Annotated in this window: 9 protein-coding genes; 4 read left to right on the top strand and 5 right to left on the bottom strand. The window is 71.0% G+C overall.

All coding sequences use genetic code 11. The features are described from left to right. The first annotated feature begins 5 nt into the window (after positions 1-5). On the top strand, positions 6-1,277 hold the full coding sequence (locus tag GWK25_RS25180; protein ID WP_215453233.1) for a discoidin domain-containing protein: 1,272 nt from the start codon (positions 6-8) through the stop codon (positions 1,275-1,277). Positions 1,278-1,381: 104 nt separating this feature from the next. Here the strand turns inward: GWK25_RS25180 and GWK25_RS25175 are convergent, their stop codons facing one another. The 4 genes from GWK25_RS25175 to GWK25_RS25160 form a co-directional block, all read right to left on the bottom strand. After that, entirely contained in the window at positions 1,382-3,028 is a 1,647-nt protein-coding gene (locus GWK25_RS25175) for a lectin (protein WP_215453231.1), read from the bottom strand. A 192-nt stretch (positions 3,029-3,220) separates the two neighbouring features. Continuing rightward, positions 3,221-5,527 carry a beta-L-arabinofuranosidase domain-containing protein gene (locus GWK25_RS25170; protein WP_215453226.1) on the bottom strand — a complete coding sequence of 769 codons (2,307 nt, stop codon included), beginning with the start codon at positions 5,525-5,527 and terminating at the stop codon, positions 3,221-3,223. 32 nt (positions 5,528-5,559) lie between these two features. Continuing rightward, entirely contained in the window at positions 5,560-5,706 is a 147-nt protein-coding gene (locus GWK25_RS25165; RefSeq protein WP_215453222.1) for a hypothetical protein, read from the bottom strand. 900 nt (positions 5,707-6,606) lie between these two features. After that, complete coding sequence (locus tag GWK25_RS25160) at positions 6,607-7,068, bottom strand: carboxymuconolactone decarboxylase family protein (RefSeq protein WP_215453217.1); 462 nt, start codon at positions 7,066-7,068, stop codon at positions 6,607-6,609. Between the two features lie 68 nt (positions 7,069-7,136). On the opposite strand from GWK25_RS25160, the gene sigJ reads away from it, so the two are divergent. Together sigJ and GWK25_RS25150 are read left to right on the top strand one after the other, a co-directional pair. Further along, positions 7,137-8,021 carry an RNA polymerase sigma factor SigJ gene (gene sigJ / locus GWK25_RS25155; protein WP_215453214.1) on the top strand — a complete coding sequence of 295 codons (885 nt, stop codon included), beginning with the start codon at positions 7,137-7,139 and terminating at the stop codon, positions 8,019-8,021. A gap of 247 nt (positions 8,022-8,268) precedes the next feature. Continuing rightward, positions 8,269-8,727, top strand: coding sequence for a carboxymuconolactone decarboxylase family protein (locus GWK25_RS25150; RefSeq protein WP_215453210.1), 459 nt, complete (start codon positions 8,269-8,271; stop codon positions 8,725-8,727). A 200-nt stretch (positions 8,728-8,927) separates the two neighbouring features. Here the strand turns inward: GWK25_RS25150 and GWK25_RS25145 are convergent, their stop codons facing one another. Continuing rightward, positions 8,928-10,466: an MFS transporter gene (locus GWK25_RS25145; RefSeq protein WP_215453207.1), complete on the bottom strand. Its 1,539-nt coding sequence runs from the start codon at positions 10,464-10,466 to the stop codon at positions 8,928-8,930. Positions 10,467-10,849: 383 nt separating this feature from the next. On the opposite strand from GWK25_RS25145, the gene GWK25_RS25140 reads away from it, so the two are divergent. Next, on the top strand, positions 10,850-12,346 hold the full coding sequence (locus tag GWK25_RS25140) for an MFS transporter (protein WP_215453205.1): 1,497 nt from the start codon (positions 10,850-10,852) through the stop codon (positions 12,344-12,346). The last annotated feature ends 44 nt before the right edge of the window (positions 12,347-12,390 follow it).

Raw genomic sequence — 12,390 nt, 5'->3', positions numbered from 1 at the left:
GTGCCGTGACGGCACTGATCTGCGTGGCGACCGTCATCGGTGTGGCGCTGGCCCTGCTGACGGCGGCCGCCCCGCCGGCCGCCGCCGCCGACCTGCTGTCCCAGGGCAGACCCGCGACGTCCTCGTCCACCGAGAACGCGTCCACTTCCGCGTCGGCGGCGGTGGACGGCAACACCGCAACGCGCTGGTCGAGCGCGTTCGGCGATCCGCAGTGGTTGGAAGTCGATCTGGGCGCCACCGCCGCCATCAGCCGCGTGGTGCTGCGCTGGGAGGCCGCGTACGCCCGCGCGTTCCGGATCCAGACCTCCGACAACGGCACCGCCTGGACCACCGTCCACTCGACCACGACCGGCACCGGCGGCGTGCAGAGCCTCGACGTGAACGGCAGCGGCCGGTACGTCCGCATCCACGGCACCCAGCGCGGCACCGCCTACGGCTACTCGCTGTGGGAGTTCCAGGTGTACGGCTCCGGTGAGGGCACCCCTCCGGGCAACGAGATCCCGGACCCGACGACCGCTTCACTGGAGGCCGCGGGCGGGCCGCTGACCACCGCCACCTACACCGTTCCCAGCCCGAGCGGGTACGGCTCCGGCACGGTCACGTATCCGACGAACAGCGGCTCGTACCCGGGCGTCGTCCTGATGCCGGGCTATCAGGGCACCCAGCAGAACCTGCAGTGGCTCGCACCCCGCCTCGCCTCCTGGGGCTTCGTCGTCATCAACGTCGGCACCAACACGCCGACCGACAGTCCCGAGTCGCGCGGCCGCCAGATCACGGCCGCCGGTAGCCAGTTGCTCGCGCTCGGCAACGTCGCCGGCAACCCGATATCCGGGAAGGTCAACGGCACGCTCGGCGCGGTCGGGCACTCGATGGGCGGCGGTGGCGTCATGGCGGCCCTGCGGGACGACGCGCGCTTCAGGGCGGGCGTGCCCACGGCCCCGTACTACCCGAACGCGAACTTCTCCGCGGTCACCGAGCCCACTTTCTTCCTGACCTGTCAAAGCGACCCGGTCGCCCACGGCAACGACTACGCGGTGCCCTGGTACACCTCCATGTCCGGGGCCGAGAAGTTCTACGTCGAGGTTCCGGGTGACCACCTGTGCCCGATGACGGGCTACGGCAACAAGGCCAAGCAGGGCAAGTGGATCGTGTCGTTCCTCAGCCTCTGGCTGCGTGCCGACACCCGTTTCAGCCCGTTCTTGTGCGGTCCCGTACGTGACGCCGACAAGAACAACACAGCCCTGGTCACGCGCTGGATGGACACCTGCCCGTACTGACCGGCTCGCCCAGGCAGCCCCCCGCGGCGCGGCACGCCGCAGGGGGCTGTCCCCTTCCTGTCGGAGGTCCTGCTGTCGCGCGTCTGCCCGCGAAGCAGGGGCTGTTACGCCAGGGAGGTCCACTTCTGGTTGTTCTGGCCGTTGCAGGTCCACAGGACCAGCCGGGTCCCGTTCGCGGTGGCGGCCCCGCTGACGTCGAGGCACAGCCCGGCGTTGACGTTGCGGATCGAGCCGTCGGCCTGCGCGGTCCACTTCTGGTTGTTCTGGCCGTTGCAGGGCCAGATGACGACCTGGGTGCCGTTGGTGGTGCCCTGGTTGCTGGCGTCAAGGCACTTGTCGCCGAAGACGCGGATCTCGCCGCCGGCCCAGGTGGTCCAGAGCTGGTTGGCGGCGGTGTGGCAGTCCCAGATCAGCGTCGCCGTCCCGGCCGCGGTGCTGCCGCCCTCCACGTCCAGGCAGCGGCCGGATCCGGTGCCGCGCAGGCGTGCCGTGGTGGAGGACAGGGGGCTGCCGCCGCTCATCTTGAACACGGCGACACCGTGCGCCGGGACGCTCGCCGAGATCTGACCGGACGTGCTCGACGTGCCGCCGGTCCACAGGTCGGTGAGGGTGAACGATCCGCCGCTCAGGCCGACCTGGGCGGCGTTGGTGGTGATCGTCGCGGTGCTGGCGCCCCGGTTGAACAGGCCCACGGCGACCGAGCCGTCGGACAGGCGCTTGGCGAAGACCTCGGTGGCGCCGTCGTCGCGCACCCGGCGCCCGCCTTCGCCCAGCCGGTCCTGGTTCACCGCCAGCAGGCGGGGGTTGCGCAGGATCGCGCTCACGTCGGCGGACATGGTGCGGATGTCGTTGCCGGCCATGAGGGGAGCCGAGAGCAGCGACCACAGGGCGAAGTGGGAGCGGGCCTCGGTCAGCGACAGACCGGGACGCCCGACGACCAGCATGTCCGGGTCGTTCCAGTGTCCCGGGCCCGACTGCGCCGCGAGCGGCGCGGTGATGTCCAGGACGTTCCCGACGCCCATGGGATAGCTGTTGGTGTTGTTGTTCTGCCAGATGTCGAGGAGGTCCTCGGTCGTCCGCCACAGGTCGGCGACCTGGCCCCAGTTGTAGGAGGCGCCGGTGGGAGCGTGGAAGCTGTTGGGGTTGATGCTGTAGACGATCGGACGCCCGGTGGCGCGCAGGGCGTCACGCATGGTGGTGAACTGCGCGATCTGCTCGCTGAGGGTGCCGTTGCCGGAGCACCAGTCGTACTTGAGGTAGTCCACGCCCCATGAGGCGAACGAGGCCGCGTCCTGGGCCTCGTGCCCCTTGCTGCCGGTGGAGCCGGGGTAGGTGCCGACACCCTGGGCGCACGTCTTTTCGTTGGGTGCCTGGTAGATGCCGAACTTCAGGCCCTTGCTGTGGATGTAGTCGCCCAGCGCCTTCATGCCGCTGGGGAACTTGGTCGGGTTGGCCCGGAGGTTGCCCGCGCTGTCACGCTGCGGGTCGAACCAGCAGTCGTCGACGACGACGTACTGGTAGCCGGCGTCCTTCATGCCGGAGGACACCATCGCGTCGGCGGCCTGGCGGACCTGTGCCTCGGTGATCCCGCATCCGAAGCTGTTCCAGCTGTTCCAGCCCAGGGGCGGGGTGAGCGCGGGGCTGCCCGGTGCGGCCTCGGCGACCGAACCGGCGGAGGCGGTGACGCAGGCGGTGAGCGTGAGCGCGGTGGCTGTCAGGAGACGTAGCAGTCGTGTGTGCAGGGGTGCCATGAGGGGGGTCCTTCCTGGCCCGCACGGCGAAAGCCGCTGTGCGGGCGTCGGGGGCATGGTCATGGGCCGGGATGACGCGCCCGGTCAGCGCTGCGACCGGGCAGAGATGTCCGCAGTGCCGAGCGATGGCCGGGAGGTCAGGCGTTCGAGGGGGGAGGCGGGCAGCGGTGGAGCGCCGGTTGCGCGGCGGACTCAGTTGCGCACGATGCGCCACCGGTTGTCGGCGGTGCCGTCGTCCGCGTCCTGGACCGCGAACGCGCCGACAGCGGTGGAGTTGCCCGCGATGGCGAGCAGCTTGCCGCTGTTGACGTTGCGGATCTTGTAGGTCCCGTCCCCCTGGTCGAGCAGCGTCCACCGGTGGTCGGCGGTGCCGTTGTCCGACCACTGCAGCACCGTCGCGCCGTCCGCGGTGGACATGTTCAGGACGCCGAGGACCTTGCCGCTGTGGACGTTGCGGAAGCGGAACCCGTCCCCGTCGGTGATCATGTACCAGTCGTGGTCGGCGGTGCCGTTGTCCGACCACTGCAGAGCGCGTCCGCCGTCGGCCGTGGACATGTTCTGGATGCCCAGCAGCAGACCGCTGGCCGCGTTGACGAGACGGACGCTGCCGGTGGTGTTCCAGTAGACGGTGTAGTTGTGGCCGTGCGCGTCGTGGAACGGGCCCAGGTTGACGGTTGCGCCGCCCGCAGTGGCGGTGAAGGCGAGCGAGCTGCTGCTGGTCCGTGTGATCGACGACGTGTTCAGCGTCGGCAGCGAACCGAGCGACGTGTCGCCGTAGTTGCCGGACAGGACGACCGGGCCGTAGGTGATCGCGGCGACGTTCGCGTTGTCGTTGGCCGCTCGCATCACGACCCGCATGGGCAGGCGGACGGTGACCGTGTCGCCGGACGTCCAGGAACGGTTCAAGGTGGCGTAGCTGCCGGGGGCGGTGGCGATGTCCTGCTTGACACCGTTGACGCTGACGGTGGCCCCGGTGGTCCAGCTCGGGATACGGATGCGCATCGCCCACGTCCCGCCGACACTACCGGTGACCTGCAGGTTCGTGGTGTCACTGGTCGGGTACGACGTGGTCTGGGTGACCGTGATGCCGCGCTCCGACCAGGTGAGCACGGAGGGCACGAACATGTTCACGATGAGCGTGGTGCCGGTGCGGAAGTACAGGGAGTCCATCAGCCTGGTGTGCATCTCCAGGCCCGTGCCCTGGCAGCACCAGAAGGTGCCGTAGTCGGTGCTCCAGGTGCCGCCGCCCCACGCGGGACCCACACCGCGGCGGCCGCCCGGCTTGAGCGGGGTGAAGTAGGTGACGTGACCGTGGTCGTCGGCCGGGTTCTGCTGGCCGATCATCTGGTTCAGCCACGCCCGCTCGTAGTAGTCGAACAGCTCGGCGCGGTCCGGGTCCAGTGCGAACAACTCACGGGTGAGGACGAGCATGTTGAAGGTGTTGCAGCTTTCGCACGTGTCGTTGTTCAGGAAGCCGGCGATGGCGTTCGGGGCGCGGAAGTGCTCCGCCTGGCTGTTGCCGCCGATGGCGTAGGTGTGCGCGTCGACGGTGATGTTCCAGGCGTTGGTGGCGATGTCCCGGTAGCGGGTGGTGCCGGTCGCCTTGAACTCCCGGGCGGCCCCGATCCACTTGGGCACCTGGGTGTTGGCGTGCAGTCCGCTGAGCCGGTCCTGGCCCGCGGCCAGAGGATCGAACACCGCGGCGTGGTCGAACCGCCGGGCGACCGTGAGCCAGCGCGCGTCACCGGTCTGCTGGTAGAGGTCGGCCAGCACGGTGTTCATGCCGCCGAACTCGGTCTGCAGCATGGCCTGCATCTGCTGGCCGGTCAGCCGGCCGGTGCGCACGTCGACCCATCCCGCCAGCGCGAGCAGCACGTCACGGGCCTGCGTGCTGCCGAGGTGACGCCACACGTCCAGCAGGCCGACGAGGGTCTTGTGGATGGTGTAGTACGGCACGTTGCCGTTGCTCAGGGTCCGCTGCTCGAGAGCGGTGAAGTCGGACTCGGGGTAGCCGGACAGGTAGCCGGCGCTGAAACCGGCGGCACTGTTGTTGGCCTGGCACTTGGCCAGCTCCGCGACCATGTACGTGGCCTTGTCCCGGCAGACGGTGTCCCCGGTCACGGCGTACAGCTGCGCCCAGGCCGTGAGGAAGTGGCCCTGGACGTGGGTGCGGAAGGGGAAGTTCGGAGCGTCCCAGCCGCCGGTGGCGGCCGCGCCGTTGGTGGACAGCTTGTGGTTGGCGCGGAAGTTGTACAGCAGCCGGTCGACATCGACGAACCGCAGGTAGTTGCGCGTACGGTTCTGGTTGTCCAGCCACCGGCTCGCGGTGAGCCGGACCTCGTCGAGCGCGAAGGGGTGCGCCGAGACCCCGATGTCGGCCCTTGCGGGTGGGACCGCCGCGCGGGCGGCAGACGCGCCGAGGAAGGACCCGGCGGCAGATGCGGCCACGGTGGCCCCGGCTGCCTGGAGGAGGCGCCGTCTGCTGAGGGAGGAGGACATCGCGAACCTTTCGGTGAGCGGAAGTGGTCAGGTCAAGGGGTGACCACTGAGGGGGAACTGTCGGCGCGGAAGGTGTCGGTGCTCTGGTGGTCCGCGCGCGGCGCGTGGGCGAAGCGGCGGGAGCAGCGGCCGGGGCAGTCGCGGAAGGGACGGCAGTCGGCGGCGGCGAGGCCGGGCACGATCGTGAAGGTGCCGCTCTGCTCGACGGCGGTATGTCCGACGCACGGGAGTTGGCGAACGCGGCCATCGTGCACCCCGGCCGGCCGGAGCGGCCTCGACAGAGCGAGCAGCGTTCTTGAGGGTCTCTCCAACTCATCCTCCGGACCGGCTGGTCCGCTTGGCCGATCGCCGTAGCAGGACTCACCATCGTTCGAAATTGCGAACAACGTGCGACACTTCGAGCAGAAGATAGGTTTGGGGCGTGATGACGTCAATGTTTCTGACAGGTACGCCTTCAGTTTCGTCGGACATCGTCGCGGTCTCCCCGGGTCACTGAGGCGGCGCCGCCGGCGTGATACCGGCCCATGGCCCGAGGAGATGCCTCGGGCCATGGGCCGGGTACGTTCGCCGTGGGTCCGTGCCGGACGGAACCGGCACGGACCCGACTTCTCGCGGCCGGCGACCCAGGTGCCGGGGTCGAGACTGCCGATGGGACTCCCCGGTACTGCCGCGGACGTCGAGGAAAGTGCTCGGGACGGAGAGGGTGTTGCGGAACGCCGAGCAGACGCGGTCCTGCCACACGGGGTCGCACCCCGTCACCCCGTCACCGCGTCACCGCGTCACCGCGTCACCGCGTCACCGCGTCACCCCGTCACCGCGTCACCGCGTCACCCCGTCACCGCGTCACCCCGTCACCCCGTCACCCCGTCACCCCGTCACCGCTTCACCGCTTCACCGCTTCACCGCTTCACCGCTTCACCGCTTCACCGCGTGCGATGGTGCCGCTGTAACCCCCGCCGCTGCCGGTGAGGTTCGTGCCCGTTCCGGATGCACACGTAGCGCACCGGGCAGGCGCTGCGCCCTTGACCCACGCTGATCACACGGTCCCAGGACGAAGGCGCGGGCCGGAGCGGGAGGTGTCAGTTCCAGGAGGCGCCGGCGGGCTCCTCGATGGTGGTGTTGATGCGGTTGAAGAAGTTGGTCAGGCCGATCATGAGGATGATCGCGGAGAGCTGTTCCTCGTCGAAGTGGTCGGCCGCCCGGTCCCAGACCTCGTCGGGGACCGCCTTTCCGAAACGGTCGGCGATGCGGGTGGCGGCCTCGGTGAGTTCCAGTGCCGCGCGCTCCTCCTCGGTGAAGAACGGGGCCTCGCGCCAGGCCGCGACCGCGTGCAGGCGCTCGTCGGTCTCTCCGTGCTTCTTCGCGCCCTCCACGCCCGCGTACAGGCAGGCGCTGCAGGCGTTGATCTGGCTGGCGCGCAGGTGGACCAGTTCCAGCAGCCGGGGGGAGACTCCGCCCTGGTACATGGCCTTGTAGATGTTCTGGATGCCCTTCATGGCGTCCGGCAGTACCACGGCGGGGTTCTTCATGCGAGCGTTCATCTCGGCTGTCCTTTGCATCGGTTAGCGTCCCTCACCAGTACGACGGACGCCGACGCGAGGGTGTGACAGTGCGGGAAGAGAAAGTTCTGGCCGAGCGGTTCGAGGCGGAGCGGGTCCGGCTGCGGTCGGTGGCCTACCGGATGCTGGGGACGATCGCCGAGGCGGAGGACGCCGTTCAGGAGTCGTGGCTCAAGCTCAGCCGCAGCGACGTCGGCGAGGTGCGGAATCTCGCCGCGTGGCTGACGACCGTGGTGGGGCGGGTCTGTCTGGACATCCTGCGCTCCCGTGCGGCGCGGCGGGAGGATCCGCTGCCCGAGCAGGACGGCCGGGTGCGGCTGCCCGATCCGGTGATCAGCGGGCTCGGGGTGGTCGATCCGGAGCAGGAGATCATGGTCGCGGATTCGGTCGGGATCGCGCTGATGGTCGTCCTGGAGACGCTGTCGCCGGCGGAGCGGCTGGCGTTCGTGCTGCACGACATGTTCGACGTGCCCTTCGAGGACATCGCGTCCGTGCTGGGGCGGACGCCGGCCGCGACCCGGCAGCTCGCCAGCCGGGCGCGGCGGCGGGTGCAGGGGGCCGTCCCGGCCGCCGACACGGACACGGCGCGCAAGCATGAGGTGGTGGACGCGTTCTTGAACGCGTCGCGCGGGGGTGACTTCGAGGCGCTGATGGCGATCCTCGATCCGGATGTGGTGGCCTGTTCGGACGGGGGCGGGCAGGTGGCGAGTCTGCTGCGGCGCGGGGCGGCCGATGTCGCCTCGCAGGCGGTGGAGTTCGCCAGGTTCGCCCAGGACGCCCGTGTCGTGCTGGTCAACGGATCGCCCGGGGTGGTGTCGTTCGCCGGCGGGCGGGCGATCTCGGTGCTGTCGTTCACGGTCCGGGGCGGGCGTATCGCGGCGATGGACGTCCTGACCGATCCGGAGCGGCTTCAGGCGTTGGGGCTGGTTGCCTGACGTTCGCTCAAGAGTGGCTCAAGGACCGCTTCGCAGCTGGTGGAGGGCGGGTCCGGGCGGGCCGCCGGGGTGCGGGAGGTAGGGCATGGTGGTTCTCGGTCTCCTGCGGACGCAGGCCGGAAGGGGGCGACGTCGGGCACGTGCCGCAGAAGTTTTCCGGCATGTGCTCCGCGGGCGCCGCCGTCACCCGTCGTGGTCCGGCTCGTCGGTGCGGAGCAGTAGGCGCCCTGTGAATTTTGGAGGAACCATGACCGCCCGTATCCCGAATCCCGCCATCACCGCCGGCCCGGACGTCCTTCCGGCGCTGATGGGGGTGGCGGGGGCCGTGAACAAGACCGGGCTGCCGGAGACGACGCTCCACCTCGTCTACCTGCGGGCCAGCCAGATCAACGGCTCCAGCTGGAACGTGAACAAGCACGCCTTCGACCTGAAGGCTGCCGGTGAGAGCGACGAGCGGGTGAACACCGTGGCGGCCTGGCGCGACGCGCCGTTCTTCACGGACGCCGAGCGTGCGGCGCTGGCCCTCGCCGAGGAGGCGACCCGGCTGGCCGGTCCCGACCCGGTCTCGGACGACGTGTGGGCCGAGGCCGCCAAGCACTACAACGAGCAGGAGCTCGCCGGTCTGTTGCTGGCGATCGGCTTCAACAACCTGTGGCACCGGCTGATGCCGACCACCCGTCAGCCCGCGCAGTCGCTGGCCGGCTGAGCGTCGTCCTTCGGTCGCGTTCGTGTCCGGCCGGGCACGGAGCCGCTTCGTCTGCGGCTTCCGTGTCCGGCCGGACTTCTTTTTCCGGCCGGACTTCTTTTTCCGGCCGGACTTCTTTTTCCGGGGGCGTGGTCCAGGCATGAAAGGGGCCCCGCCGTCCCTGGAGGGGGCGGCGGGGCCGGAGGGGGGCGGGGTGGGTGTCAGGGACGGCTGTCGGTGGCGAGGACGGCGCCCGCCGGTGCCGCCTCCGCGGCGGGCCCGGCGGCCTCGGCGGGTTCCTGGGTGGTGGAGTTCGCCGGCTTCTGGCCGCGCGGCATCAGGAAGGTGACGACGAGCAGGGCGACGAAACCGAGGACCGCGGCCGACAGGAAGGCGTGGTGGTTGGCGGTCTCGTACGCCTTGGTGACCAGGCCCGGATCGCCGTTCGCGGAGGCGAGCCTGGTGCCCATGCCGTTGTAGGCGATGGTGGCGATGACGGCGAGGCCGAGTGCGCCGCCGGCCTCCTGGCTGGTGTTGATCATGCCGGCGCCGACGCCGGCCTCCTCGCCGGAGACGCCGACGAACGCGGCGATCTGCAGGGTCACGAAGACCATGCCGCAGCCCAGGCCCAGCAGGATGAACGGGGCCAGCAGGTCCACCGCGTAGTGGCCGTCGGCCGGGGCGCGCACCAGCAGCAGCAGGCCGGTGACCGTCAGGGCCAGGCCCAGCATCACCACGGCGCGGGCGGCGACCTTGTTGACCAGGCCGGAGGCGATGCCGGCGCCGACGGCCACGGAGACGGCCAGCGGCACGTAGGCGAAGCCCGCCTTGAGCGGGGAGTAGCCGAAGACGTCCTGCATGAAGAGGCTGGCGAAGAAGAACAGGGCGCTGAAGGTGCCGAAGACCAGCACCGCGGAGAGGTTGGCGGTGCGCATGGTCTTCAGGCGGAAGAACTTCAGCGGCATCATCGGGGACTTGACCTTGGACTCGATGACGAGGAAGGCGGTGAGCAGGGCGGCCACGGCGACGAGCGAGCCGATGGTGCGCAGGCTGTCCCAGCCGACGGTGGTGGCCTCGCCGAGCGTGAAGATCAGCAGCAGCAGGCCGCCGGTGAGGGTGGCGGCGCCGAAGGTGTCGAACTGGCCGCGGGTCTCGGCCTTGCTCTCGGGGATGATGCGCGGGGCGAGCAGGGCGGCGCCCAGGCCGATCGGCACGTTGATCCAGAAGATCCACCGCCAGCTGGCCGCGTCGGCCAGCACGCCGCCGAGGATGACGCCGAGGATGGAGGCGATGCCGGAGAGGGATCCCCACAGGCCCAGTGCCTTGTTGCGTTCGGGGCCCTCGGTGAAGGTGTTGGTCAGGATCGCCAGCGCGGCCGGGGTGATCATGGCGGCGCCCAGGCCCTGGACGGCACGGGAGATGATCAGTACGTCGCCGCTCTCGGCGAGACCGGAGGTGAGCGACGCCAGGGCGAAGATCGTGAAGCCGATCTGGATCATCCGGCGGCGGCCGAAGGTGTCGGCGAGGCGTCCGCCGAGCAGGAGGAAACCGCCGAGAACCGTCGCGTACGCCGTGACGATGTAGTTCAGACTGACATCGGACATGTCGAGCCCGCTCTGGATCGACGGCAGAGCGAGGTTCACGATCGACACGTCGGTGAAGACCATGAACTGGCCCATGCACACGAAGGCCAGGATCGCCCCGGGGTTGAATCCCGCCCCGAGGCCTGGTCGGCTCGTGGTTGAGTCGGGGGCAGCCATTGTGAACTCCTCAACTGTGCAGGATCGGATCGTCGAAAAGCGGTCCTGGACGAAGGAGCCGCCGGGTGTGCCGTAACGCCCGCTGCCGGGGGCAGGGTCACGCACGCGGCGCGGCGCCCCTGCGGCCCGAGGACGGGTCTTGGAAAGTACACAGGCCCCCGGCACAGAACGGCTCGAGACTGACTTGAGCCCGCCCTCGCACGGCCCGACGCGGGCGCCGCGCGCGGGCGTTGGGCGGCCGCGGGGCGGGCTGCGGGCCGACGCGGGCCGGGCGGTGCGGGGCCGTGCGGGGCTTGAGCCCGGCTCAAGAAGGCGTCCGGTGCGGCGTGTTGGGGTGGCGGCAGCCGTGTCGTGCCCGCCCGCCCCCGTGAAGGACACCCGTCATGACGAGCACACCTCCCGCCCGGCCGGACGCCGCCTTCGTGTTCCGGCGGGCCGGTCCGCGGGCGGGCGGGCCCGATCCGCTGCGCTGGTGGGCGCTGGCGGTCGTCTCGCTGGCCCAGCTGACCGTGCTGCTGGACGGCACGATCGTGAACATCGCGCTGCCCTCGGCGCAGGCCGAGCTGGGCATGGGGGACGGCAGCCGGCAGTGGGTGATCACCGCCTACTCCCTGGCGCTGGGCGGGCTGTTGCTGCTCGGCGGGCGTGTGGCGGACCTGATGGGCCGCAAGCGGGCGTTCGTCGTCGGGCTGCTGGGCTTCAGCGTCGCCTCCGCCGTGGGGGGCGCCGCGACGACGCCGGTGATGCTGTTCGCGGCGCGGGCCGGGCAGGGGGCGTTCGCCGCGCTGCTGATGCCGACCGCCCTGTCGCTGGTGGTCACGATGTTCACCGACCCCAAAGACAGGGGCCGGGCGTTCGGGGTGTTCGGGACGGTCTCCGGTGTCGGCTCGGCCGCGGGGCTGATCCTCGGCGGGCTGCTCACCGAGTACCTGGGGTGGCGGTGGTGCATGTACGTCAACGTGCCGATCGCCCTGGTCGCGATCGGTGGCGGGCTGCGGGTGCTGCGCGGGGACGAGCGGGGCCCGGGCGGGGCACGGCTGGACGTGGCGGGGGCGGTGTGGGGCTGCGGCGGGGTGACGGCGGCCGTGTACGGCTTCAGCGCGGCCGAGGCGCGGGGCTGGGCCGACGCGACGGTGCTGGGGGTGCTGGCCGCGGCGGTGGTGCTGCTCGGGGTGTTCGCCGTGCGTCAGGGCCGGGTGCGTGATCCGCTGCTGCCGCTGCGGGTGGTGCGGGAGCGGGTGCGGGCGGGTGCGCTGGGGATCGCGGCGCTGGGGCAGATCGGCACGTTCGCGGTGCTGCTGTTCGTGACGTACTACCTGCAGGTGGTCCTCGGGTATTCGGCGGTGCTCGCGGGGGTGGCGTTCCTGCCGCTGACGGCGGGGATGACGGTCGGGGTGACGCTCGCGGCGCGGCTGGCTCCGCGGTCGCCGGCGCGGTCCTTGGTCACGCCGGCGCTGCTGGTGGCGGCGGCCGGGGCGCTGCTGCTGACGCGGATGACCGCCGGCTCCTCCTACACGGCGGTGGTGTTGCCGGCGCTGGTGCTGTGCGGGGTGGGGCTGGGCGGTGCGGCGATGACGGCGATGACGGTGGCGACGGCGGGGGTGGCGCCCTGCGACCTGGGGGCGGCGTCGGCGGTGTTCACCGCCGCGCAGCAGGTCGGCGGGTCGGTGGGGACGGCGGTGCTGAACACGGTGGCGGCGTCCGTGGCGGCCGGCCGGCTCCCGCGGACGCAGGCGCCGGGGGCGCGGGCCGAGGCCGCCGTGCACGGGTTCACCGTCGCGCTGGGGGCGGTGGTGGTGCTGCTGGTGGCGGGTGCCGCGGCGGCGCTGCTGCTGTGGGCGCCGCGCCGGGCGGGCGGGGCACCGGGGCGGGCGGGGTGACCGGGGCGAGGGGTTCTTCAAGGGGGGTGTGCGGCGGCCCGCGC

Origin of the sequence: Streptomyces sp. ATCC 21386 (assembly GCF_018728545.1) — a bacterium.
Lineage (GTDB): Bacteria > Actinomycetota > Actinomycetes > Streptomycetales > Streptomycetaceae > Streptomyces.
This window is presented reverse-complemented; position numbering and strand designations above follow the sequence as displayed.